The 23,671-nt window shown below is 64.4% G+C and carries 20 protein-coding genes and 1 pseudogene; 10 read left to right on the forward strand and 11 right to left on the reverse strand.

Annotated features, from left to right (window positions below):
- Positions 1-118 precede the first annotated feature (118 nt).
- Both ACFMPD_RS15070 and ACFMPD_RS15075 read right to left on the reverse strand, forming a co-directional pair.
- Positions 119-2,131, reverse strand: a complete 2,013-nt coding sequence (locus tag ACFMPD_RS15070) for a PKD domain-containing protein (RefSeq protein WP_380996124.1) — start codon at positions 2,129-2,131, stop codon at positions 119-121.
- Positions 2,131-3,981: a fibronectin type III domain-containing protein gene (locus tag ACFMPD_RS15075; RefSeq protein ID WP_380996127.1), complete on the reverse strand. Its 1,851-nt coding sequence runs from the start codon at positions 3,979-3,981 to the stop codon at positions 2,131-2,133. Before ACFMPD_RS15075 ends, ACFMPD_RS15070 begins: the two co-directional genes overlap by 1 nt.
- Positions 3,982-4,256: 275 nt before the next feature.
- Here ACFMPD_RS15075 and ACFMPD_RS15080 point away from each other — a divergent pair, with 275 nt between their 5' ends.
- From ACFMPD_RS15080 to ACFMPD_RS15095, 4 genes are read left to right on the forward strand one after another with little or no spacing between them, the layout of a single operon-like run.
- The gene (locus ACFMPD_RS15080) at positions 4,257-5,765 is read left to right on the forward strand and encodes a hypothetical protein (RefSeq protein WP_380996130.1); all 1,509 of its coding nucleotides are present in this window, start codon (positions 4,257-4,259) and stop codon (positions 5,763-5,765) included.
- A complete protein-coding gene (locus ACFMPD_RS15085; RefSeq protein WP_380996133.1) occupies positions 5,758-6,780 on the forward strand; it encodes a glycosyltransferase family 2 protein in 1,023 nt (340 codons plus the stop codon). Before ACFMPD_RS15080 ends, ACFMPD_RS15085 begins: the two co-directional genes overlap by 8 nt.
- Entirely contained in the window at positions 6,777-7,355 is a 579-nt protein-coding gene (locus tag ACFMPD_RS15090; protein ID WP_380996136.1) for a serine O-acetyltransferase, read from the forward strand. The genes ACFMPD_RS15085 and ACFMPD_RS15090 overlap by 4 nt, the downstream gene beginning before the upstream one ends.
- A 1-nt stretch (position 7,356) precedes the next feature.
- Positions 7,357-8,313 (forward strand): glycosyltransferase family 2 protein, encoded by a 957-nt coding sequence (locus ACFMPD_RS15095; RefSeq protein WP_380996140.1) that lies wholly within the window; start codon positions 7,357-7,359, stop codon positions 8,311-8,313.
- 3 nt (positions 8,314-8,316) lie between these two features.
- Here the strand turns inward: ACFMPD_RS15095 and ACFMPD_RS15100 are convergent, their stop codons facing one another.
- The 6 genes from ACFMPD_RS15100 to ACFMPD_RS15125 form a co-directional block, all read right to left on the reverse strand.
- Positions 8,317-9,753 carry an oligosaccharide flippase family protein gene (locus ACFMPD_RS15100; protein ID WP_380996143.1) on the reverse strand — a complete coding sequence of 479 codons (1,437 nt, stop codon included), beginning with the start codon at positions 9,751-9,753 and terminating at the stop codon, positions 8,317-8,319.
- 88 nt (positions 9,754-9,841) lie between these two features.
- Positions 9,842-11,686 (reverse strand): carbamoyltransferase family protein, encoded by a 1,845-nt coding sequence (locus ACFMPD_RS15105; protein WP_380996146.1) that lies wholly within the window; start codon positions 11,684-11,686, stop codon positions 9,842-9,844.
- Positions 11,687-11,744: 58 nt separating this feature from the next.
- Positions 11,745-11,894 (reverse strand): DUF5989 family protein, encoded by a 150-nt coding sequence (locus ACFMPD_RS15110; protein ID WP_380996149.1) that lies wholly within the window; start codon positions 11,892-11,894, stop codon positions 11,745-11,747.
- A gap of 35 nt (positions 11,895-11,929) precedes the next feature.
- Positions 11,930-12,343 carry an SxtJ family membrane protein gene (locus ACFMPD_RS15115; RefSeq protein WP_380996152.1) on the reverse strand — a complete coding sequence of 138 codons (414 nt, stop codon included), beginning with the start codon at positions 12,341-12,343 and terminating at the stop codon, positions 11,930-11,932.
- Positions 12,344-12,355: 12 nt separating this feature from the next.
- Entirely contained in the window at positions 12,356-13,456 is a 1,101-nt protein-coding gene (locus tag ACFMPD_RS15120; protein ID WP_380996155.1) for an SGNH/GDSL hydrolase family protein, read from the reverse strand.
- A gap of 162 nt (positions 13,457-13,618) precedes the next feature.
- Positions 13,619-14,734, reverse strand: a complete 1,116-nt coding sequence (locus ACFMPD_RS15125) for a polysaccharide biosynthesis/export family protein (RefSeq protein WP_380996158.1) — start codon at positions 14,732-14,734, stop codon at positions 13,619-13,621.
- 85 nt (positions 14,735-14,819) lie between these two features.
- On the opposite strand from ACFMPD_RS15125, the gene ACFMPD_RS15130 reads away from it, so the two are divergent.
- The 6 genes from ACFMPD_RS15130 to ACFMPD_RS15155 all read left to right on the forward strand — a co-directional run bounded on the left by ACFMPD_RS15130 (position 14,820) and on the right by ACFMPD_RS15155 (position 21,961).
- On the forward strand, positions 14,820-15,710 hold the full coding sequence (locus tag ACFMPD_RS15130; RefSeq protein WP_380996161.1) for an NAD-dependent epimerase/dehydratase family protein: 891 nt from the start codon (positions 14,820-14,822) through the stop codon (positions 15,708-15,710).
- Complete coding sequence (locus ACFMPD_RS15135) at positions 15,707-16,321, forward strand: sugar transferase (RefSeq protein WP_380996164.1); 615 nt, start codon at positions 15,707-15,709, stop codon at positions 16,319-16,321. Before ACFMPD_RS15130 ends, ACFMPD_RS15135 begins: the two co-directional genes overlap by 4 nt.
- A gap of 250 nt (positions 16,322-16,571) precedes the next feature.
- The gene (locus ACFMPD_RS15140; protein WP_380996167.1) at positions 16,572-18,446 is read left to right on the forward strand and encodes a polysaccharide biosynthesis protein; all 1,875 of its coding nucleotides are present in this window, start codon (positions 16,572-16,574) and stop codon (positions 18,444-18,446) included.
- Between the two features lie 175 nt (positions 18,447-18,621).
- Positions 18,622-20,880, forward strand: a complete 2,259-nt coding sequence (locus tag ACFMPD_RS15145) for a YjbH domain-containing protein (RefSeq protein WP_380996170.1) — start codon at positions 18,622-18,624, stop codon at positions 20,878-20,880.
- Complete coding sequence (locus ACFMPD_RS15150) at positions 20,877-21,557, forward strand: YjbF family lipoprotein (protein ID WP_380996173.1); 681 nt, start codon at positions 20,877-20,879, stop codon at positions 21,555-21,557. Before ACFMPD_RS15145 ends, ACFMPD_RS15150 begins: the two co-directional genes overlap by 4 nt.
- A gap of 188 nt (positions 21,558-21,745) precedes the next feature.
- The gene (locus ACFMPD_RS15155; protein WP_380996176.1) at positions 21,746-21,961 is read left to right on the forward strand and encodes a hypothetical protein; all 216 of its coding nucleotides are present in this window, start codon (positions 21,746-21,748) and stop codon (positions 21,959-21,961) included.
- A gap of 289 nt (positions 21,962-22,250) precedes the next feature.
- Here ACFMPD_RS15155 and ACFMPD_RS15160 read toward each other — a convergent pair whose 3' ends face one another.
- The 3 genes and pseudogenes from ACFMPD_RS15160 to ACFMPD_RS15170 form a co-directional block, all read right to left on the reverse strand.
- Positions 22,251-22,697 carry a GNAT family N-acetyltransferase gene (locus ACFMPD_RS15160; RefSeq protein ID WP_380996179.1) on the reverse strand — a complete coding sequence of 149 codons (447 nt, stop codon included), beginning with the start codon at positions 22,695-22,697 and terminating at the stop codon, positions 22,251-22,253.
- A 14-nt stretch (positions 22,698-22,711) separates the two neighbouring features.
- Positions 22,712-22,969, reverse strand: coding sequence for a YjhX family toxin (locus tag ACFMPD_RS15165; protein ID WP_380996181.1), 258 nt, complete (start codon positions 22,967-22,969; stop codon positions 22,712-22,714).
- 408 nt (positions 22,970-23,377) lie between these two features.
- Positions 23,378-23,671 (reverse strand): annotated as a pseudogene (locus ACFMPD_RS15170) (calcium-binding protein); the annotation flags it as partial.

Genomic DNA, 23,671 nt, shown 5'->3' on the forward strand with positions numbered 1-23,671 from the left:
AGAAACTTTCAAACGCGGTCGCCCCGTTATCCCGGAGCGCACCGCGCAGGTAAAGCTCTAACTGGCAAAAGCCCTAACGGCCGGATAAGCGAGAGATTTCCCCTATCCGGCCGATCGCTCAATCGGCCTCCCAGGCGCCCTGCGAGGGCGGTTCGGGCCGGTCTTTCAGCAGGATGTCCATATAGGACACCTCGCCGCTCAGCGCTGCCCCCAGCGCGGCCGAGCCGGGCAAGGGTCTGGTGGCCTTGACCGCATCGGCCGGCAACGCATAGGCGCTGTCCAGAACCAGGGTATCGGGGTCGCGCCGCCCAAGGCCGCGCGGCGTCCACAGAACCGTGTCCGACACGGGCGCGGCGGCGGTCAGCGGCGTGTCCAGATTGGGCATGTGGATGACATTGTTGTCCGTTTTGACATTGGTGAACAGCCCGTTGGCATATGTGTCATTCACCAGGGGCGGAACATGGCCGTTATTCTGCGCGGAGGTGCGATCCATCCGGAAGGTGTTGTTGTAGATCCGGATCGGAGCGGCACCGACGACGGTCGGATCGAAGGTTCCATGCGACTGCAGCACGATAAAGCTGTCCGCCGACCACATATAGGTCGGGATCGCCGGGATGCTGACCATCGAATTCCGGATCGTCACACCGGTCACAAAGGACCTGAACGGCTGGTTCGAACTGTGATTGCCGACATAGATCAGCCCGTCCAGAATGACGTTCTGCACGCTGGACCGGCGCAGCCCGTTGCCCGGCGTCGGCGTGGTGGTGTTGCCGCCCAGGACCACGGCCCCGAACCCGCCCTCAAACGCCGTCGAGTGGATGTTGACGACCATCCCGTCCGACCAGGGCGTTTCCGGCGTCTTGATGTGGTGTTGCGCCCGGTCCGTGTGAAAGAAATCGCATCCCCGCACATGCGTATGCTGCGAATGCTCGATCCGGATGGGGGCGCGCGACGATCCCTGCGTGTTGGCATCGGTGTCGACGGCGTTCGGGTTCTGGGCGATCCGGCAACCGGTCAGCGAGACCGCACTGTCCGGTGTTACGCTCGGGGCGCAGAAAATCGGATATTGCCCGCCAAAATCGCTGAACGTGCAATCGTCCAGATGCATTCTGGCGGCAAATACCCGATCGCCTGGACCGAAATAGATCGTACTGGCCAGGAACCCCGAGAAATTGCATTCCGACACGATCATGTCGGTGTTGCCAAACGCCGCAATGGCGGTGCCTGCCATGCCGGTCGCATCCCGGTCGCTGCGCATGGTCGCCGGGTCGAAATTTCCCCTGATATCCAGCCCGAAAAAGCGGATGTCCGGGGGCAGGTTCTGTGGATGGCTCGGATAGCCGCCATTCCAGAAAAACGGACTCTTGTCCGTGGCGGTCTGCCCGATGGCATTGAGGACCGGTTTTTGCCCGGCGGTACCATAGGACCCAAAGGTGATCCCCTGCGTGTCCATCGAGGTCAGGAACAGGTTGACGTCAAAGGTCGCGCCCCTCTTGAACAGCCAGCGCTTTGCATTGCCGCCCCGTTCGTTGAGCCATTCCGGAGAGGTTGTCAGCAACGCATCCACGCCGATCTTCCGTGCTCCCGGCGGGGCGCCGGCGAAATCGCCGTCGCCGACGGGATTGACGCAGATGGTGTTGGATGCGGCATAGGCGACGTCCGGGTCTTCCACGACGACACTGATACTGGCCGTGGCGTTCTTTCCCGTACTCGGCTCGATCACCAGAACAGAGGCGTTATAGGTGCCGGGCTGGCGGTACATGTGGCTGACCCACGGCCCCTTTGCGACGCCGCGCTTTTTCCATTCGGCCAGCACATTGACCGGGGCGGACCAGTCTCCGGTATCGCCGAAATCCCAGAGATAGATCAGGTCGTGCATCCGCGCGTCATAATGTTCGCCGGCGGCCGGACCCGCCGTGTCGAAAACCGCCGCCGACAGATCGACCGAGAACCGCACGCTGTCCGGCGCGACTTTCTGCGTCGTCCGGTCCACGTTGATCCCGATCGTGCCCCCGGAATCGTCCCGCGCCCAGGCCGGCACGGTCAGCGGTCCGGCCGTCTGGCCATCCTGGGTGACGGCAATGGACAGGCTGTCGCCCGTCGTAAAACCGGAAAGGTTCAATGTATACATCACAGATCTCCGCAGCCAAAATCATCAAAGGACGGTGTCGCCGTCGGGGCGCCGATCAACTGGAACCCGAAACCCGGTTTGCCGGCCGAAAGGTCCGCCTCGTTATCCGCAGTTATCTCGACAACACCGTTGACCAGCAAGCGGATCACCGTTCCCTGGCATTCGATCCGGATCTTGTCGTTGACTGCCGGGGCGCCGTTATAGGCACCGAGGCTGACAAAGACCCCTCCGACAATCTTTACCAGGGTCAGACCGCCATCCACGTTCTGCACGCGATAGTGGTTCTGCTTGTCGATGTAGCGCCCGAACACGAATGCAGCCGATTCCCAGGACCCGCTGAGTGTCGCCAGTGTCGCCTCGGCATAGTGATCCGTCGAAATCGTGCCGCTATAGGTCAGGTTCTGCTCGCTTTCGGGCATTTCTGCCACGCCGGCATTGACCACGGCCGAGGCCCACCCGCTTTCGCGTGTGTAATCCGTCAGCGTGTCCAGCTTGGTGCCATCGGCATATCCGTCGAACGTGTCATGGAACGACACGCTTGTCGGCGCTTCCGGAATGGCGATGTCGTTGCTGGCGGCGATGCGCGTGCCGGCGGCGTTGCTGGCGGTTTCGCGATATTCGAGAGCCTTGCCTTCATCGGTCGTGGTCGTGGCATAGGTCGCGCCGGTTTCACCGGAAATGACCTCGGTGTCGCGCTGCCAACTGGCCACGACGGTCGTGGAGCCGCTGCCGGTATCATGTACCCACAGGCCGGGGGCGGCCGTCAGGGTCTCGCCGGTGCCGGCGCTGCCGGCGATGACCGGGGCAACCACCATGACCGGTCCGGCATCCAGATCTGCAGAGGCAAAGGGACCATGCGTGCCGTTGTGATGCGCATGCGCCGCCCCCGAAACCGTGACCGAGAACGTGCCGTCGCCCACGATCAGATCGACGGTATCCCCGGCATTGGCGGCAATACGGGGCAGGGCGGTCGGCGTGCCCGACCCGATGGTCGACCAGGCGCCCATGCCGATGGCATTGACCGCCCGCGTTCTGATCTGATGGAGCACGTCCGAAGTCAGACCGCTCAGGGTCTCCGGGTCCGAGATGTTCTTGATGGTCTTCCAATTGCCGCCGCTTTCGCGCCAGCGCAGATCATAAGAGGTGATCGGGCTGCCGCCATCATCCGGTGCCGGCGCCAGATCGACCCGCAACGAGGTTGCGCCGGCCGGGCTGACGGTCGGGGCCGACATCGCCGCCGGAGCGGTGGCCGCCATCGCAACCGACACATTGAACGCGCGCTGCGCCGAGCCACCGCTGTTGCGGGCCGTGACCGTGATCGTGCCGTTGGCATCCGCTGCGGTCGGGATGGTGATGATCCCGGTGCTGCTGTCGATCGTCACCCCGGCCAGGCTGGTGCTGGCCAGATAACTCAGGTCGCTGCCGGTGAAAGTGCCCGCCGTGGCCACCGTCTTGTCACCGGTATTCCTGGAATAGCTGACATCGGGCAGAACCCCGGTCGCCACGGGCGGCGCGAAGCGGACGGTATGGGCCGGGCCGCTCCGGGGCGCATAATCGCCCACCGGAGTCGCCACGGGGTGAAGGGTTTCCAGGTTGTCCCCGATCACCGGCGTGTATGCGGCATCGGTCGCGCCGGCGAGATCGCCGTTGCTGTCACGCCACTGCCAGCCCACCGAGGCCGGCGCGGTTTCGGAAAAATCATGCGCGGATGCATAAAGCGGGGTGCCGATCTGCGCCGTCTGGCCATAGACCGGGTTGGCGGTAAGGCCGGACACCGACACCACAAAAAAGGGCGGTGCCGCGCCAGGGCTTTCGGCGCCGCTCTGGTCATCGGCAAACGTATCGGACATGGGACTCTCCTCAGTCTGGCTGCAATTGCGATGCACCGGTTTTTTGTTCCGGGATATTGCAGTCTGCACGGTGCAAATTCAGACGATGAGCAGGCTCTGTCATGTTGGTTAAATTTTCTCGGATGGAGAGAACGTTGCCGGTTTTCGAGAAAGAAACCACGTCGTTTCATGTATTTGGCAAAAATTTGCTTGAATTTGGGATGGCGATGTTGTCCTGCATGTTAAGGTCTGCCCATTATTGACTCCGCCACTGACCCCAAGGTTGACCGCTGCTCATGCCGCCCCTTCTTGCCCTGTTTTCCTGGCCGCTGGTCGTACTGGTTCTGGCGAAAAAATTTGCCCCCGCCCTGGCATTCGTCCTGGCCATTCTGGCGGGGTTTCTGCTGCTGCCCGAAAACACCGAATTCGACCTGCCGATGCTGCCGGCCCTGACCAAGCATTCGATGCCGGCTCTGGCGGTCCTGCTGCTGATCACCCTGTTCCGGCCGAGCCGGGCCGGTGAGGATAATTCGCTGCTGCCGCAAAGCCTGTTCGTCTGGATCGCCAGTCTGGGGATGGCCGTGGGCGCGCTGCTCACCGTGGTCACGAATGGCGATCTGATCCATTTCGGGGTGGTCTTTCTGCCCGGCATGCGCCTCTATGACGGGCTGTCGCAAATCCTCAGCGCGTTCATTCTGTTGTTGCCGATGTTGCTGGCGCGCAAATTCCTGGCGCGGCCCGAAACCCATATCCTGCTGTTGCAGGTTCTGTGCTTCGCCGGGCTTGGATATTCGCTTCTGGCCCTGATCGAAGTGCGGATGTCTCCGCAGCTCAACCAATGGATCTATGGCTTTTTCCCGCACAGTTTTGCACAGCATTACCGGGCCGGGGGCTGGCGCCCGATCGTGTTCCTGAGCCATGGGCTGGTCCTGTCGATCTTTTTCTTCATGGTCATGCTGGCCGCCGCCGGATTGTCGCGCCTTGACGGCAAAAAGCGCCGTGTCTTTCTGGCGGCCACGGCCTGGCTCTTTCTCACGCTGATCCTGTCCAAGTCGTTCGGCGCCCTGATCATCGGGATCCTGCTGCTGCCGATCGCGTTGTTTCTGGGGGTGCGCGGCCAGTTGATCGCCGCCAGCACGATCGCCTGCCTTGTGCTGAGCTATCCGGTCGCCCGCTCGGGCGGTTTCATCCCCGTCGAGCAGATCCGGCATCAGGTGGAACAGATCGACCCGCAGCGGGCCTCTTCCTTTGCAACCCGCACCCAGAACGAAGACATGATGCTGGCCAAGGCGCAGCAGCGCCCCTGGTTCGGCTGGGGCGGCTGGGGCAGATCCCGGGTTCTGGACCCGACCACCGGGGCCGATATCACGATTGCCGACGGCTACTGGATCATCGTGCTGGGCGTCGGCGGCTGGGTCCGGTACCTGTTCGAATTCGGGCTGCTCTGCGTGCCCTTGCTCTTGTTGCTGGTGCATTGCCGCCGCTACGAGATCGGCATGGAAAGCTCGATCCTGGCCCTGATGCTGGCCGGCAATCTGATCGACATGTTGCCCAACGCCAGCGCAACGCCCCTGACCTGGATGATCGCCGGCGCGCTCTGGGGGCGATTGGAACTGGGCCGGATCGCCGCAAAGACGCAACCGGAACCGGCCGCCGGGCCGGGCGGGCGCACCCGCCCGGAATACAGTCGGTCGGCGCCACCGCGCAACGAGACCGACGAGGCCCGACCGGACCGCCCCAGCCAGTATACGCGGCAGCGATCGCGGCACGAACGCCAGCGAAAGCGGGAAACTGAACATGGATGAGAAGAAAAGCATGGCGCAACCGGCGGAAATCTCGGTCATCATCGTCAATTACGGCACGGCGGATCTGGCCGGGGCCGCGGTCGACAGCGTGCTGCAGCGCGACCATGCCGGGCGAACCGTCGATATCCACCTGGTCGACAACGCGTCACCGGGGCCGGACCGCGATATCCTGTCGGCCCGGATGCAGAAGCCGGCCTGGCAAGACCGGGTCATCTTCTATCCCGAAGAGGTCAATCACGGGTTCGGCCGGGGCAACAACCGGGCCCTGCAGGCCCTGGCGGCACGGCCGACCCCGCCCCGCTATGTCTTTCTGCTCAATCCTGACGCCCGGCTCGAAAACGATGCCATTGCCATTCTCGCCGATTTTCTGGATGCCACGCCCGAGGCCGGCTTTGCCGGCGCCGGGATCTCCAAACCCGAAACCGGACCGGTCACCGCCGCGTTCCGCCTGCCGGGCTTTGTGTCGGAATGCGTGCAGACCCTGGGCTTTGGTCCCGTCACGCGCCTGTTTCGGCATTATCAGGTTCCACTGTCACATGATCACCCGCGCGGACCCGTGGGTTGGGTCGCGGGGGCGGCGGTGATGGCCCGTTTCGACATGTTGCAGGCATTCGGTTTTTTTGACCCCGCCTATTTTCTCTATTTCGAAGAGGTCGATCTGATGCGCCGGGCGGCAGAAAAGGGTCAGCAGACCTGGTATGTTCCCGAGGCCCGGGTGGTCCATGTCGAAGGTGCGGCAACCGGGGTCCGCAGCGGTGAGGCCCGAACCCCGCCGCGCCCGGCCTATTGGTACCAGTCCTGGGCGCATTACTTTCACACCTCCCAGGGCCGCATCCGTGCGGCTGCTTTGGCGATCTGCGTGTTGGGCGCCGCGGTGCTGCATTTTCTTTTGGCCCGCCTGCGGGGCAAGATCCCCGGGCTGCCCGGAAATTTCCTCGCCGATTTCTGGCAGAGTGCCGCGCGGCCGCTTCTGGCCGGCCGGTCGCCGCTTGCAGGAAACGGAACGTCGCGATGACACCCGCTGACCGGACAGAACGTTTCGCTCCCAATCCCGGAACCCGGAACGACAATCCTTCGGATATCGGATTCTGGGCGTTGGTGGCCGAGGATTTGCGCACCAATGACGGCGATCCGTTCTCGCAAGGTTTCTGGGCACTGTTCTGGCACCGTTTCGGCAACTGGCGCATGTCGGTGCGCCCACGTCTTCTGCGAATACCGCTCACCGTGATCTACGGTATCATGTACAAGCTTTGCCAATGGTTTTGCGGGATCATGCTGCCCTATACCGTTCGGGTCGGCCGGCGGGTCCGGCTGGATCATTTCGGCGGCATGATCCTTGTCGCCCACACCATCGGCAATGACGTGACCATCCGGCAGAACACCACATTCGGCATTGCCCGATCCAGCGAAGACCAGGCCCGGCCGATCATCGGCGATCATGTCGATATCGGAGCCGGTGCGGTGATCGTGGGTGCAATCGAGATCGGCGACGGCGCCCGGATCGGGGCCAATGCCGTGGTGGTGAAAGATGTCCCCCCCGGCCTCACCGTCGGCGGCATTCCCGCCCGCCCCCTTGGCAGAACAGGTTGACATGAAACCGGCGGCAATCATCATCGGGCGTAACGAGGGGGAACGGTTTCACGCCTGTCTGGCCTCGCTGGGCGATCGGTTCTCGAATGTCATCTATGTCGACAGCGGCTCGACCGATGGCAGTATCGAGGCGGCGCAGGCCGCCGGGATCGAGGTGGTGCATCTGGACACCAGCCAGCCCTTCACCGCCGCACGGGCGCGCAATGCCGGGCTGGAGCGGCTGAACGGCAGGGACGACAAGCCGGACTTCGTGCAGTTCATCGATGGGGATTGCGTTCTGCAACCCGACTGGATCAAAACCGCAACGGATTTCCTGCGCGACACACCCCAAGCGGCGATGGTCTGCGGCCGCCGGCGGGAACGCTTTCCACAAGCCTCGGTCTACAACCATCTCATCGACGCAGAATGGGATACGCCCCATGGCCAGGTCAGCGCCTGTGGTGGCGACGTGCTGGGGCGGATGACCGCACTGAACCAGGTCGACGGGTTCAACCCGGACCTGATCGCCGGCGAAGAACCGGAACTGTGCCTGCGGCTGCGTGCAAAAGGCTGGGACATCTGGCGCATCGATGCCGAGATGACACTGCACGACGCGGCAATGACCCGGTTCAACCAATGGTGGCAGCGGGCGCGGCGGGCCGGCTATACCTATGCCGAGGGCGTCGCCATGTATGGCCGCAGCCCGGAACGCTACAAGCGGCGTGAACTTGCCAGCGCTTTGACCTGGGGGCTGGGTCTGCCGCTGGCCCTCTTGTTTGCCGCCATCGCCCTGACCCCCTGGATGCTGGCCGGCTTTCTGATCTATCCGCTGCAGGTGCTGCGGCTGCGCCGGCGCGGCCTGCCCTGGGCGCAGGCGCTGTTTCTGACCCTGGGCAAGTTCCCCGAGACCCAGGGTGCCCTGACCTATGGCTGGCGCCGCCTGATCGGTGCCCGGGCGCGTCTGATCGAATACAAGTGAGGCTCAGCCGCCCAACCCGCGCAGCACCTCGGCAACCGCGGTGTCATGCAGGCCCAAAACGCCCGCAGCCCCCAGCACGATGACAATCAGGAAACCCAGATCCAGCAGCGGGTCCCAACCGCCTTCGCGCTGCGCGAACCAGGCGGTCAGCGGATAGACCAGCAGGATGGCCAGTCCGGGGGCGACGGTGGCGCCCAATATGCCGAATTCCGCGACCAGCAGGATCAGCAGCGCCAGCTGCAAGCTGCCCAGAACGACCAGATAGATGGTGAAAATCCGCGACTTGCCCACCGCCAGGAACAGAACGCTATAGGCGTTCAGGACCAGTGTCGGCAGATAGGTCAGGCTCAGCAGCACCATGATCGGGCCGGCCAGAGCATATTCCGCCTCATAGAGCACGCCGATCAGCCAGTCCCCGGTCAGGGCAAAGGTCAGCCCGAGCCCGACCAGCGCGGCCCCCAGCCCCCCCCGCGCCAGGCGAATCTTGCGCAGATTTCCCGGATCCGCGCCCGGCGGCGCCTTGGCATAGACCGGCATCAGCACCCGGCTGCCGAGCTGGAAACCGACCATCAGCGGCACCGAGGCCATGAAAAAGCCGATATTATAGACGCCCAGTTCCCCGATGGTGATGAACTTGCCCAGAACCGCGCGGTCGGCATTGTTGATCAGGAACCCGGCCATCGACCCGATGAAAATGTATTTGCCGAAATGGAACAGTTCTGAAAAGGCCGCGCGATCCCAGGCCAGACGATCCCGGGGACCGGGCAGCAGCCGATGCGACAGCACGGTCTTGGCCGTACTGCCAACCAGCGTGCCCAGCAGCAGCGCCCAGACCGATTGCGTCACCCAGGCCAGCAGCACCATCACGACGATGCCGGCCACCTGGCTGCTCAGTTCCAGCGCCGTCAGGCGGCCCAGGGCAATATGCCGGTTGGCCACCGCCAGCCGCATCGACTGGAACCCCAGAATGACCATGTTGAACCCCGCCACCGGCAGCAGCGCGGCCAGTTGCGGCTGATCGTAGAACTGGGCCATCGGCAGGGCCAGGGCCAGTGTCAGCAGCCACAGCAGGATCCCGCGTCCGATCTGCAGGCTCCAGGCGGTGTTGAGAAAGGCCGGATCGTCGCCGCGCCGGTTCTGCACGATCGCGGTGTTTATGCCGGTGTCCGAGAACATCTCGAGCCCGGTCAGCACCACCATTACCAGCGCCATCAGACCAAAGGCCTCGGGAAACAGCAGCCGCGTCAGCACCAGGTTGGACAGCAGACGCAGAAACTGCTGCGTACCAAAACCGAGAAAGGTAAAGGCGGTGCCGCGCAGCGCCCGGGCACGCAGACCGTCGCCCCCCATGAGACCGCGCAGACGCTCCGGGATCACCGAGCCGCGGCCCTGGTTCTCAGAACCGCCTTGCGCCATTGCCTGTCCCGACCTGTTCTGCACCGTCCTGTCATCCTGTCCCGCATGTCACTCGCTGGCCTTTTCGGCATGCCGGGCCCGGTCGTTCATGACCGGACGCGGGAGCCGCGCGTCAATCCAGCTCGTATTTGTTCTTGTAGTCTTCGCGCAGCGCCGGATCCTGGTCTTCTTTCTTCAGCACCGTGTTGCCCACGACCAGAACGTCCATATCCGTGCCCATGAAACAGCGGAACGCGTCCTCGGGCGTGCAGACGATGGGTTCGCCGCGCACGTTGAACGAGGTGTTCACCACGACCGGACAGCCGGTCAGATCGCGAAACGCCGTGATCAGCCGATGATACAGCGGGTTGGTGTCCGCATGCACCGTCTGGATGCGGGCGGAATAATCCACATGGGTGATCGCCGGCAATTCCGAGCGTTTGACATTCAGTTTCTCGATGCCGAACAGCCCCTCCTCTTCGGCGGTCATGGTCCGGCAACGGTCCTGACGCAGATGGTCCACCAGCAGCATATAGGGGCTGTCATGGTCCAGGTTGAACCACTGCGCCATGTCCTCGCGCAGAACCGACGGGGCAAAGGGGCGAAAGCTTTCGCGGAACTTGACCTTGAGATTCAGGGTCTTCTGCATGCTTTCCGAGCGCGGATCGCCCAGAATCGAGCGCCCGCCAAGGGCGCGGGGTCCGAACTCCATGCGCCCGTTGAACCAGCCGACCGCCTTGCCATCGGCCAGGGCCTGGGCCGCGTGGTCGATCATTTCGGCCTCATCCAGCGTCTCGAATTTCGCGCCGATCGCGCCCAGGCGGCGCTCGATCTCGGGCTGTGCAAAGACCGGACCCAGATAGCTGCCGCGCATGCCGTCGCGCTGGCTGCGGTCCAGGACCCGGTCCTGGTCCAGTTCCTGATGCCAGGCCGCGCAGGCGGCACCGAGCGCGCCGCCGGCATCGCCCGCCGCGGGCTGGATCCAGATGTCCTTGAAAGCGCCGTCGCGCAGGATCTTGCCATTGGCCACGCAATTCAGCGCCACGCCGCCGGCCATGCAGAGATTGGGAATGCCGTATTCCGCCGCCAGATGCCGCGCCATGGTCAGAACGATTTCCTCGGTGACCGCCTGGACCGAGGCCGCCATGTCCATGTGGAACTGTTCCAGAAGCTCGCTGTCGGGTTTGCGCACCGGCCGGCCGAACAGTTCGGAAAACCGCGCATTGGTCATCGTCAGCCCGGTGGCATAGTTGAAATAGCGCTGGTTCAGCCGGAACGAGCCGTCGGGCTTGAGATCGACCAGTTCCTTCAGGATCAGATCCTTGAAACGGGGCTCGCCATAGGGCGCCAGGCCCATGACCTTGTATTCGCCGCTGTTGACCTTGAAGCCGGTATAATAGGTGACCGCGGAATAGAGCAGGCCCAGGGAATGCGGAAAATGGATTTCCTTTTTCATCTCCAGGGATTTGCCGCGGCCGATGGCGACGGTGGTCGTGGCCCATTCGCCGACACCGTCCAGCGTCAGCACCACGGCCTCGTCAAAGGGCGAGGGGTAAAAGGCGCTGGCCGCATGGCTCATGTGGTGTTCGGCAAATAGCAGCTTGTCGCGGAACTGCGCCTTGGGATCGATCCCGCGCAGCTCTTTCAGGATCAGGTCCTTTTGAAACAGCTTTTCGCGGATCCAGACCGGGATCGCCATCTGGAAAGACCGGAACCCCCGCGGCGCATTGGCCAGATAGGTTTCCAGCAGGCGCTCGAACTTGAGGAACGGCTTGTCGTAAAACGCCACATGATCCAGGTCGGCCAGCTTGAGGCCGCCTTCTTCCAGCACGTATTCGATCGCCTTGCGGGGAAAGCCCGCATCGTGCTTTTTCCGGGTAAAGCGTTCTTCCTGCGCGGCTGCCACGACCTGCCCGTCCACCAGCAGCGCGGCCGCGCTGTCATGATAGAACGAGGAAAGACCAAGGATGGCTGTCATGGGCGTCCACCTTCAAGTTGGGAAAAGTACCGCGCGCGGGCCGGGGCCCGCCCGGGTCTCAGAACACGGTATAGATGAAGGGCGCGATCGCCGAGCCCTGCGTCAGCACGATCAGCCCGCCCAGCAGGACCATCATCAAGAGGATCGGCAGCAGCCAGAATTTCTTGCGGGCTCTCAGAAAATCCCAGAGTTCGGCGACAAAAGACATTGGCAAGCTCCCTTACCTGACGGATGTTTCGTTATTCAGAATTGCTTGCGCATCGAGGTCGGGGCGAGGTCGGCCTTGTCCCGGTCGATCCAATAGCTTTCGGCCGCCGGATCGAACGTCTGGTTCAGCGGATCCGGGTGCCGGATCCGGCGGATCAGGCCGATCGGCGTGACCGTCACGAAAAAGATGATCCCCATGACGATCGGCGAGACGATCTTGCTCAGCAGCATGCCAAACTGAAACCACAGGCGGTTCAGGGGCCGCAGCACATCCGGCGCCAGAAACGACAGCGCCAGAAAGACCGCCGCGATGATCAGCGCCCAGATCCGGACCGGCCCGCCGCCCAGGACCGGCCAGAACGCGATCAGCGCAAAGACAGCGGCGAACACCAGGCCAAAGGACCGGTTCGACCCCATTTCGACTTCGGTATGTGCATTCACGTCGGACATGCCGCGCGCTCCTTAATTTTCGATCACGGGGGCCAGGGCCTCCGCAATCACCTTGTAGCCCGCCGCATTCGGATGACCATCCGTCGGCGGATAGATGTTGCCGGTTTGCAGGGCCTGTTCCAGAACCGGCCGCAGATCGGTGCGGGCGATTCCGGCCGCATCCAGAATAGCCGCAAGCTCCATCTCTATGGCCTCAAGGTTACCGGCAAGTTTCCGCATGTCCTGTTGCTGGGCGGGCGTCAGATCCGCCGCGGCGATCCCCGCGAACACATGTTCGCGCACCGGCATGACCGCGACATGCAGCGCAATCCCCTGTTCGGCGCAATAATCGGCCATTTCGGTCAGCGCCCGTTGCGTGATCTGCAGCGCCTCGCGGATGCGCGGATCGTCGGCATCGACGAATGTCAGCTTCTGCAGCGGGTCCAGCACGATCTGTGCCCCCAGATGGTCATAGGCAAAGGCGGTGCCCGATCCCGCCAGGCGCTCGCGCTCGCGGATACTGTCAAACAGCGGGGTCTGCGTGATCATCCGGTACAGCACCGAATGGCCCGCCAGCCAGTTCCGCAGCCGCTTGGTCGGCGACTCGCGGCGCGGCGCGGCCAGAAACAGGCCCGCATCCAGCTCCTCGGCCGCGGGGTTCAGCCGATAGTCCCGCCAATGCGCGTTCGAATAGGCCAGGTTGTAAGTGTCCATCAGATCGTTGCCGAGATAGATCATGACGATCACCTGCGCCGGGTCCAGCGCCGGCGCGCGGGTTTTCAGGATATGCAGGTAGTGCAGCGGCCCATAGCCGCCAAGCGCTGCGTTATAGACGCCGGTCCCGGTCGCCTGCTGCATCTGCGCCGGCCAGGCTTCGCGGGATTTCGCCATGATGCCGTAGGTCATGGAATCGCCGATGGCCAGCACCTCGGCGGTTTCCGGCACCTGCGGGTTGCGATAACCCCAATCGTCATGGCCGCCGGCCCCGGGGGCAATGCGGTGATTGAGCACCGGATCGGCCTCGGTCTCGATCGCCAGATAGTCCACCGGATCAAAGGCGATGCGCACCACCGCCTCGGCCAGCAGGACCGACACCAGGGCGGACACCATGAACGTCACGATATTCTTTAACAAAAAACGCTGAACCTCTGCGGGGGGGTGAAAACCGGCGCCACTATAGTGATCGCGGGTCCGGGTGCAAAAGGAATCGTATCGTTCCGGTTGTGTGTTGCCCTTGTAACGACAAATCCGCCCCGCAGGCGCCATTGCACCACCGGACCGGGCCTTTCCCGGCGCTTAGATCGCGCCGGCGCGGCTGAAGACGCCAAAGAAGTTGCCGATGACATTGCTGACGGTCAGGGCGTCGTTGATCGGCGATTCCGTGGCCATGACCAGATCGTCCGGGTTGATCCGGAATGTCCGGGCCGAAAACAGCCCGTCCGCGGTGGTCAGGTCCAGCGTGAACACCACCCGGGTCTGGCGCGGGCCGCGCACCCCGGCGCGGGTGGCCGAGGCGGGGTATTCGCGCAGGATCAACAGCCCCTTGGGATCGGCCTTGTTGTCCTGAAACCCGCCCATGATCGACACCGCGTCCATCGCCGACATCTCGTCCTTGGAAAAGATGTGCAGATCCTCTTCGCCAGTGGCGCCAAAGGACAGGAAATAGCGCTCGTCCTCTTCCAGAAAGACCCGGTCGCCGCCGCGCAGCAGCGTGTCCAGCCGGGGATCGTTCAAGAGCTTGTCCACCGAGGTGCCATAGATCCGCCCGCCCCGCATCAGCCGGATCTGCGGGTTGTTCAGGTTGGCGCTGATACCGCCGCCGGCCGAGATCAGCCCCAGCACGGTGTAGTTGCGGTCCGGCATCGGATAGGTGCCCGGCTGCAGCACGCCGCTGACCAGATCGACCGAATTGTTGCGCCCCTCGGTCATGCTCAGCTGCACCTGGGCCGAGGGCACGATCACCTCGAACGCGCTTTGCAGTTCCTCGCGGGCCAGGTCCGGGGTCAGGCCGATGACGCTGACATTGCCGACATAGGGCATGAAGATCGACCCGTTGGACGCCACCTCGACATCCGAAAGCTGGATTTCCTTCTGCTCGACCGAGGTCAGCAGCGAATTGTCGGAACTGTCCCAGATCCGCACGTTCAGCGTGTCGCCGGGCTGGATGATCGATGTGCGCGCGCCCGGGCTGGCGGGGATCCAGCGCAGTTGCTCCTGTTTGCCGGTGGCGGGCCAGTGCGCCACTGTCGGCAGGAAGGCCCGGGTCACCTGATAGAGCGCGAAATCGGCGGTCTCGCTGTCGGCTTCCTTCAGGATTTCCTCGCTGGCCGGGGCGCCGCCGGGCAGGCGGCCGCAACTGCTCAGCCCGCCCAGCAGGCCCACCATCACCAGAGTCTTGAAAAGGATGTGCATCGCGCTGTTGGCCTGTATAGGGGTGGGCGGAATTCGGTCGGCAAAATACTGTTACAAGGGACCGGGTCAACAGCACAGGGGTCAGATGCAGTTTCCCAAGGTTCTGGTTCTGGGCGCAACAGGTCGCATTGGCACGATCCTGCGCAAATGCTGGCCGCAAGGGCCACAGGGCCCCCTGTGGCAAAGCCGCACGCCGCGCCCCGGACCGGGCTGGATCGTGCTGGACCCGCTGCGCGACCCCGCCGCGCTGGCACGGGCCGCGTCCGGATGCCAGGCGATTCTGTGCCTGGCCGGGGTGGTGCCGGGCCGGGGGCAGACGGCGGATCCGCGGGACAATATCGCCCTGGCCGAGGCCGCCCTGCGCGCCGGGGCGGCGGCGGGGCAGGGCGGGGCGCCATCGCGGGTGTTCCTGGCCTCGTCCGCGGCGGTCTATGGCGCCGCACCGGGCCTGCTGCACGAAGACATGGCGCTGGCGCCGGTCTCGGATTACGGCCGCGCCAAGGCGGCGATGGAGGCCCGCGCCGCCGCGCTGGGGCGCGAACTGGGCGTGCCGGTCACATCGCTGCGCATCGGCAATGTCGCCGGGGTCGACGCGATCCTGGGCGGCTGGGCCCCCGGGTTTCAGCTGGACCGCTTTGCCGACGGCACGACGCCCCGGCGCAGCTATATCGGCGCGATCACGCTGGCCCGGGTGCTGGGCGAGCTGCTGGCCGCCGCGGACCTGCCGGATGTGCTGAATATCGCCGCCCCGGGCGCGATCCGGATGGGCGCCCTGCTGCAGGCCGCCGATCTGGACTGGACGCCGCGCCCGGCACCGGATACCGCCATCCCCGACGTGCGGCTGTGCACCGACCGGCTGCAGCGGTTCACCCGCTTTGCCCCCGCCGACAGCACCGCGGCGGCGATGGTGGCCGAATGGCGGCGGCTGACGTCCGATCCGGACGGAACCGACAGGGGACGGGCGGAAACGGAATGACCTGGCGCAAACGCATCTTCGACCTGTTCTTTGCCAGCCTGCTGGTGGTGATCCTGGGCCCGGTGCTGATCGGGCTGCTGCTGTGGCTGCTGATCCGCCAGGGCCGGCCGCTGTTCTATGTCGCCGAGCGGATGAAGGGGGTGGACCGGCCCTTTATGCTGTGGAAGCTGCGCACCATGACGGTGGTGGACACGGATTCCGGCGTGTCCGGCGGGGACAAGACGGCGCGGATCACCCCCGCCGGAGCCTGGCTGCGGGCCCGCCGGCTGGACGAGTTCCCGCAGCTCTGGAACATCCTCAGGGGCGATCTCAGCTTTGTCGGCCCGCGCCCGCCCCTGCGCCAGTATGTCGAGGCCCATCCCGAGATCTATGCAAAGGTGCTGAAATCGCGCCCCGGGGTCACCGGGCTGGCCAGCATCGTCTATCACCGGCACGAGGACGCGCTGCTGTCGCGCTGCGCGACCCCCGAAGAGACCGACGCCGTCTATGGCCGCATCTGTGTGCCGGCAAAGGCACGGCTGGACCTGATCTATCAGCGCAACCAGAACATGTGCTACGATTTCGACCTGGTGTTCCAGACCATCGGCAACCTGTTTGCGCGGCGGCGCTGAACCGGCGCCCGCGGATCGGCGTATTTTTCGGCATTTCCGCCACGTCCGCCGGTTTTGGTACGGGGTTTCAGCGATTTGTCGCCAAAAGGGATTTTGAAACCCTGTACATATGTCATAATGCATCCCAACCTTCCGGGCGATGGCCTGGTGACCCGCATTCGCGCCACCGGCCCCGTCACAGAACCGGCGTCACGGCAGACGGGGCCCGGACACCGCGCCATACCGACACCGTCGTGGGGACAGCGACTGAATGTTGAACTTGATCCGGTCTTTGACGCGCAAACAGAAGGGCTATGTCTTCCTGGGCATCGATCTGGTTCTGGTGCCGGTCGCGCTGCTGTTCACCTATGCGGTGCAGGCGCTGCCGGGTTCGGCTGTCGAAACATTGCTGCAGACCCTGCCCATCCTGCCCTATCTGCTGGCGCTGACCGCGGTGCTGGCACTGTGGCTGGGCCTGCCGAACGTTCAGCTGAAAGCCTTTGAGGGCCATGCGGTCCGGCTGACCGCGATCCTGTCGGTGGGGCTGGCCGGGGCGGCGGCGGCGCTGACGGAATTCGCCGGGCTGCACCAGCCGCCGGGCACCCATGTGATCTTTGGCATCAGCTATTTCATGATCCTGGTGACCTGCCGGGTGATGCTGTACCAGGTGGTGACCGTGATCTATCGCCGGGCCGAGCCGCGCTGCCGGGTGCTGATCTATGGCGCCGGCACCACCGGCACCCAGCTGGCCTCGGCGCTGCGCGCCCACGAGGGCATCGACCCGGTGGCCTTTGTCGATGACAACACCTCGCTGCAGGGCATGCGGCTGGTCAGCCTGCCGGTGTTTCCGCCGGCGCGCATCGCCGAACTGGTGCAACAGCGCCAGATCCACCGGGTGCTGCTGGCGATGCCCTCGCTCAGCCAGCCGAAACAGGCCCAGATCGCCCGGCGGCTGCAAAAGATGGGGCTGGAGGTGCAGGCCCTGCCCAGTTTCGCCCAGCTGATCGGCGAAGAGGCGCTGATCGACAAGCTGACCCCGGTCTCGCCGCAAAACTTCCTGGGCCGCGAACATCGCGCCGAGGGGCTGGGCACGGCCTGTGACAGCTATGTCGGGCGCGCGGTGCTGGTGTCGGGCGCGGGCGGCTCGATCGGCTCGGAACTGTGCCGCCAGGTGCTGGCCTGCCAGCCGGCGCGGGTGGTGCTTTATGAACTCAGCGAACTGGCGCTTTATACCGTGCATCAGGAACTGATCCAGCTGACCGAGGGCACCGGCATCGAGCTGGTGCCGGTGCTGGGTTCGGTTACCGATCCGCGCCAGGTCAGAAAGGTGCTGCAGGACCACGCCGTGCAGGTGGTGCTGCATGCCGCCGCCTATAAACACGTACCACTGGTCGAGGCCAACCCCCTGGCCGGGCTGGCCAACAACGTCTTTGGCACCCAGACCCTGGCGCGCGAGGCCGCCGAGGTCGGGGTCGAGCGGTTCATCCTGATCAGCTCGGACAAGGCGGTGCGCCCGACCAACGTGATGGGGGCCTCCAAACGGCTGGCGGAACTGGTGGTGCAGGATCTGGCCACGCGCCATGTCGACACCGTGTTCACCATGGTGCGGTTCGGCAACGTGCTGGGCTCATCCGGTTCGGTGGTGCCGCTGTTTCAGGACCAGATCAGCCGCGGCGGCCCGGTCACGGTGACCGACATCCGGGTCAAACGCTATTTCATGACCATCCGCGAAGCGGTGCAGCTGGTCCTGAAGGCCGGGGCCGAGGCCCGCGGCGGCGAGGTTTTCGTGCTGGACATGGGAATACCGATGCCGATCATGAAACTGGCCCGTCAGGTGATCGAAAGCGCCGGTTACACGGTGCGCGATGCAGACAATCCCGAGGGCGACATCGAGATCGAGATCATCGGGCTGCGCCCGGGCGAGAAGATCGAGGAAGAGCTGACCCTGAACCCGGACCTGATCGGCACGCGCTATCAAAAGATATTCTGCGCCCGCGAGGATTACCTGAGCGAGATCGAGGTGGCCGGGGTGCTGCGCGGATTGCGCCAGGCGCTGGTGGCCAGCGACGAAGAGGCCGCGCGCGGCGTCATCACCCGCTGGGTCGAGGGCTATGCGCCCAGCGAGGCCGGGCGCAAAAGCTCGTGACGGGACCCGCAGGACCCGCGCCGGGGCGGGGGCTTGTTGCCGCAAGACCGCGATCCCGCCGAAACAGCGCCGCGCCGGCAGCAGTCATTGATCACCCGGACCGCTTTGTGATCTAAGCAGGCAGGAATTCCGGCAGCACTTTCGGCAGTCAAAGCAGGCAAAAGGCGACCCTCCCGTGATTTTTCCCGTGATTCTTCGCGTGTCGATCCGGCGCGGGCTTCCCCCCGGTCGGGCCGGCATGTCCCTGGCGGCGGCGCTGGCTTGCGGCCTGCTGCTGAACGGATCCGGGGCGGGGGCCGAAACCGGGGCGGGGGCCGAAACCGGAGTCGGCGCGCAGCCCGGGATCGCCGCGGAACCCGGCCTGCTGCCGCTGCCCGCCCCCAGCCTGAATTTCTATGGCTCGCCCGGCGGGGTCGACATGCCCTCGGCCGAGATGCTGCCGGACGGGCAATTCGTCACCGGCATCTCCTATTTCGGCGGCCAGACCCGGTTCAATCTGACCTTCCAGGCCACCCCCTGGATGTCGGCCAGCTTTCGCTACAACAGCATCCAGAACTGGAACATGGGGGGCTTTGGCACCTATTACGACCGCAGTTTCGACGTGCGGTTCCGGCTGCTGCAGGAAGGCCGCTACGTTCCGGGGGTCGCCCTGGGCCTGCAGGATTTCGCCGGCACCGGGATCTATGCCGGTGAATATATCGTCGCCACAAAGACATTCGCCACCCCGGGCTGGGGTGCGCGCGCCGGTCAGGACGGGCAGCTGAAGCTGACCGCCGGCCTCGGCTGGGGGCGGCTGGGCAGCCATGGCAGCATCGGCAGCACCGGCTCCCGCCCGCCCTATGACCCGAACGGCCGGGGCGGCGAGCCCGCCTATGACCAGTGGTTCCGCGGCCCCTATGCGCCCTTTGCCGGGCTGGAATGGCGGCCCAATGACAAGCTGGGGCTGAAGCTGGAATATTCCAGCGACGACTATGTGACCGAAACCCAGACCACCTCGGTGTTCCAGAAGAAATCGCCGTTCAATTTCGGCATCGAATACCAGGCCAGCCAGCGCACGCGGCTGGGGGCCTATTATCTTTACGGCAGCGAGCTGGGGGTGAACCTGCAGGTGCAGCTGAACCCGAAACAACCGGCGACCCCGATGCGTGTCAAGGCCCCGCAACCGGTGCCCCAGCGCCCGGCGCGCGACACCAACCCGGGTCTCTGGGACACCGGCTGGACCGCCAGCCAGAGCGTGAAACAGCAGTTGCGCGACATCCTGGACCCGGTGCTGCGCGCCGACGGGCTGGTGCTGGAAAGCCTGACGGTCAGCGCCGATACCGCCGAGCTGCGCTTTCGCAACCTGCAATACATGTCCTATGCCAACGCGGTCGGGCGCGCGGCGCGGGCGCTGGCGCGGGTGATGCCGGCCTCGGTCGAGACCTTGCGGCTGGTGCCCCTGTCAAACGGCATGGCGCTGTCGGCGACGACGATCCGCCGCTCGGACCTGGAGGCGCTGGAATTTGACGGCAACGCCACCGACGCGCTGCTGGCGGTCACCGCCTTTTCAGACGCCCCGCCACTGGCCACGGCGGCGATGCCGGCGGCCGATCTCTATCCCGATGCCAGCTGGTCGCTGGCGCCCTATTTCAGCCCGGCCTATTTCGACCCGGACCGGCCGTTCCGGCTGGATGTCGGGCTGGCGCTGCGCGGCAGCTATCAGCCGGCGCCGGGCTGGATCATCTCGGGCAGTATCCGCCAGCGCATCGCCGGCAACGTCAAGGACGGGCGGGCTTCGAATTCGGTGCTGCCGCATGTGCGCACCGACCAGGTCGAATATGCGCAATATGACACCACGCTGAACAACCTGTTCGCCGCCAGACAGTGGCGCCCCGGGCGCGATCTCTATGCCCGCGTCACCGGCGGCTATCTGGAAACCATGTATGGCGGTCTGTCCGGCGAAGTGCTGTGGAAACCGGTCGGCAGCCCGCTGGCGCTGGGGGTCGAGGCGAATTACGTGAAAAAGCGCGATTTCGACCAGCTGTTCGGGTTCCAGGATTACGATGTCGTCACCGGCCATGCCTCGGCCTATTACGATTTCGGCGGTGGCTATCTGGGACAGGTCGATATCGGCCGCTATCTGGCCGGCGATATCGGCGCCACCTTCAGCCTGGACCGGGTGTTTGACAATGGCTGGTCGGTGGGGGCGTTCTTTACCAAGACCGATGTCTCGGCCGAGGATTTCGGCGAAGGTTCCTTCGACAAGGGCATCAGGTTCCGGATCCCGATCGCCTGGTTCCTGGGCAAGCCCAGCCGCCAGGCCTTTGGCACCACCATCCGCCCGGTCCAGCGCGATGGCGGGCAGAAAGTCAACGTGCCGGGACGGCTGTATGGCCAGGTGCGCACGGCGCATCAGGCAGCACTGACCGGTCAATGGGCGAGGGTATGGGAATGATCGGCCTTTTGCGCCGGCTGGCGGTTCTGATCCCGCTGCTGGGCCTGGCCGCCTGCAGCGGCGGCACCGACGCGCCCACCCTGCAGCTGCAGGTGATCGAGGCCGCCCGCGAGGCGGTCACCGCACGCACCGCCCCCAAACCCGAGCGCCCGCCGCTGACCCGGGCGGTGCTGGACACGCTGGACGGCGCGTTCCTTGAGGTCACGCGCGAGCGCGACGCGTTGACCGCGTTCCTCTATCCCAGCCTGCAGCGGCGCGACAATGCCGCCGGCGGGATCACCGTCTGGCGCACCGAGACCAACGAGACCGTGACCGTGCGCGGCGGGGTGCTGATCGCCACCCGCGGTCTGGGCGGCGATCTCTTGTCCACCGAGCTGCGGATCGCGCCCGGCGGGCTGGGGCCGGCCTCGGGCCAGCGCGTGCTGCACGTGGCCAATGCCGATAACAAGCAGGTCAGACTGGCCCTGGCCTGCACCGTCACCGACCGGGGGTCCACAACCATAGAGATCATCGGCCTGACCCTGGCAACACGGCATCTGCAGGAACGCTGCGACGGGGCCGGCGGCACGGTCACCAACGATTACTGGATCGATCCGCGCGCGCAACTGATCTGGCAATCGCGGCAATGGGCCGGCCCGCATATCGGCTATCTGCGTCTGCGGCAGGTTACGAAATAGCGGGTTTCCCGCATGGGTAGAATCACCCGGGGCGCGCCCCTCCGCCCGGGAAAAACTGTTGCAATTGCGACAAAAAAAGTGGTGACAACGCACAACAGGCCCGTCTGCGTGATTGAAACGCTGCGAAAACTGCGGTACGTATCGGGCAAGACTCCATTCAATGACTCAACCAGCAAGGGTTCTGAACCATGAAAAAGACGATTGCAGCGCTGATCCTCGGCACAATGGCCCTGTCCACGACCATGACGCCGGCCCGCGCACAGTCGGCGTCGGTTCCCGCGGCTCTGGCCGGCAGCGGCCTGACCGCCGCCACTGCAGGCGCGATCGCCGCTTTCGTGATTATCGCGGGTGTCATGATTGCCAACGACGATGATAACACCAGCACCACCACCTCGACCAACTAAGACCGGGCGGCCGGGCGAACCGGAATTCAGGCCGGACCTTGCAGGGTCCGGCCTTTTTGCCTTTGCGGGTGCCAGATCGGATCGCGCCCAGGCCTCAGCACGATCCCCCGGCCTGTTCTCATTGGGGCAGAGTGTGACACTTCTACTTTGCAGATGTGGGACACTTTAACTTTGCGCGCACAAAAAACCGCGCTGTAATCCATGTTATGTGAAAACATGGGGATATCCGCAACCGCACGGCATAGCATAAGGTGACCGTCCCCAATTGAGGCGAGGCGGTCTGTTGGATTTATGCCCCGGGCATTGCCATCTTCCGGTTCATTTGTCCGGAAGGCTCGTGAAGTTCGTCCGCGACAAATTCAAAGCCGTAGCGTTCATAAAACGGACGCCCGACAACATTGTCGCGGAAGACGTCAACCTTCAACGGCCCCTTGAGCGCGCATGCGTGATCCACGAGCACCCTGCCGTACCCTTTCCCATGCAGCGATGGGTCGAGGAACAGGCCACCGATTTCATTGCCAAGCAATGCGATGAAACCGGCCACGGCACCATCTTTTTCCAACACGTATGTCTCCGCGTTGCAAAGATATATGTCGCGCATCGCCTGATGCACTTCGGCCACGAACTCTGGCGCGAGAAATGGATGCGCAAGCGCGTTCGCTTTCTGCCAAACGGCAATCACGGGTTCGACATCATCGGCGCGATAGGGACGGATAGAAGGGTTGGTGTCTGTCATTGTCCTGTGCTTTCTTATCTTTGATCGAGTTGCGCGCGAACGGATTTGATCCCCAACCGCGACGCGCGGTAGGGATGTCCGTTTTGCGAATGGATGAAGCGCCGTTTTCGAAGGCGCTGGAACACGTCGAGCGTGCAGTCGGTCAGAACATGACCCTCTCGCGTGTAACATGTGATGTCGCGTATCTTGCCGTTTGCCTGTCGTTCGTAGTGGATAGCCCCACCACGAGCGAGCTCATGCAAAACACGCTGTTCGTGTTTTGAGATATTCAACGGAGTGTCTCGATTTCATGAGAGTGCAGAAACGGGCTCACTCAGCCTCGCGCGTGAGTGTCCCTATCTTGTCTGGCATTCCTGAAACTTGCGGTGTCAGGAACGGGCGTTGGCCCGGGACTCTTGCATAAAATCTCCATTGCATGAGGCAAACCGCCTCGCGCTGATCTGCACTTAGTCTTCAGTTGGAAAGAGAACAAGACGCCTCCAGAGACGGCCCCCGAATGTGCCGGGATTACCACGGTCGAACGGAGGACTGGCGCCATCGAGCGCCCCAAAAATCAACTGCGGACATCTGGCCGCCGGGGCGGCGCGTTGCGAGGCTTGCAGGGCGTCGGCCGCGCGCGCCCCTGCCGCCGAACCTGCGGCCACCTTGTGTCGCCGTTCAGGTTCTGCGTGGCCGGGCCCTTACAGAAACAGGAAATCGCCGGCGCTCAGCGCGCCGGGGTCCAGGCCCTGCAGCAGGATGGTGCCGCCGCCCGTGTCGATCCAGGTATCCGCGCCCCGGTCGGCAATGACCAGACCGGCATAGTCCTGACCGGCAATGTCGATCTGGATGCGGTCCTGGCCCGGCGCAAAATCGGTCAGCCTGTCGCTGCCATGCCCGGCCGCAAAGATGAACAGGTCGGCCCCGGCGCCACCGCTCAGCATGTCATCGCCGATGCCGCCCCGGATCACGTCCGCCCCGGCCTCGCCGTGCAG

This window comes from Sedimentitalea sediminis, assembly GCF_042687825.1.
GTDB lineage: Bacteria > Pseudomonadota > Alphaproteobacteria > Rhodobacterales > Rhodobacteraceae > Sedimentitalea.

Excerpts from the sequence above, each read along its gene's own strand:
- ACFMPD_RS15070 (WP_380996124.1), bottom strand. The coding sequence starts at position 2,131 with ATGTATACATTGAACCTTTCCGGTTTTACGACGGGCGACAGCCTGTCC.
- ACFMPD_RS15075 (WP_380996127.1), bottom strand. The coding sequence starts at position 3,981 with ATGTCCGATACGTTTGCCGATGACCAGAGCGGCGCCGAAAGCCCTGGC.
- ACFMPD_RS15080 (WP_380996130.1), top strand. The coding sequence starts at position 4,257 with ATGCCGCCCCTTCTTGCCCTGTTTTCCTGGCCGCTGGTCGTACTGGTT.
- ACFMPD_RS15085 (WP_380996133.1), top strand. The coding sequence starts at position 5,758 with ATGGATGAGAAGAAAAGCATGGCGCAACCGGCGGAAATCTCGGTCATC.
- ACFMPD_RS15090 (WP_380996136.1), top strand. The coding sequence starts at position 6,777 with ATGACACCCGCTGACCGGACAGAACGTTTCGCTCCCAATCCCGGAACC.
- ACFMPD_RS15095 (WP_380996140.1), top strand. The coding sequence starts at position 7,357 with ATGAAACCGGCGGCAATCATCATCGGGCGTAACGAGGGGGAACGGTTT.
- ACFMPD_RS15105 (WP_380996146.1), bottom strand. The coding sequence starts at position 11,686 with ATGACAGCCATCCTTGGTCTTTCCTCGTTCTATCATGACAGCGCGGCC.
- ACFMPD_RS15110 (WP_380996149.1), bottom strand. The coding sequence starts at position 11,894 with ATGTCTTTTGTCGCCGAACTCTGGGATTTTCTGAGAGCCCGCAAGAAA.
- ACFMPD_RS15115 (WP_380996152.1), bottom strand. The coding sequence starts at position 12,343 with ATGTCCGACGTGAATGCACATACCGAAGTCGAAATGGGGTCGAACCGG.
- ACFMPD_RS15125 (WP_380996158.1), bottom strand. The coding sequence starts at position 14,734 with ATGCACATCCTTTTCAAGACTCTGGTGATGGTGGGCCTGCTGGGCGGG.
- ACFMPD_RS15130 (WP_380996161.1), top strand. The coding sequence starts at position 14,820 with ATGCAGTTTCCCAAGGTTCTGGTTCTGGGCGCAACAGGTCGCATTGGC.
- ACFMPD_RS15135 (WP_380996164.1), top strand. The coding sequence starts at position 15,707 with ATGACCTGGCGCAAACGCATCTTCGACCTGTTCTTTGCCAGCCTGCTG.
- ACFMPD_RS15140 (WP_380996167.1), top strand. The coding sequence starts at position 16,572 with ATGTTGAACTTGATCCGGTCTTTGACGCGCAAACAGAAGGGCTATGTC.
- ACFMPD_RS15150 (WP_380996173.1), top strand. The coding sequence starts at position 20,877 with ATGATCGGCCTTTTGCGCCGGCTGGCGGTTCTGATCCCGCTGCTGGGC.
- ACFMPD_RS15155 (WP_380996176.1), top strand. The coding sequence starts at position 21,746 with ATGAAAAAGACGATTGCAGCGCTGATCCTCGGCACAATGGCCCTGTCC.
- ACFMPD_RS15160 (WP_380996179.1), bottom strand. The coding sequence starts at position 22,697 with ATGACAGACACCAACCCTTCTATCCGTCCCTATCGCGCCGATGATGTC.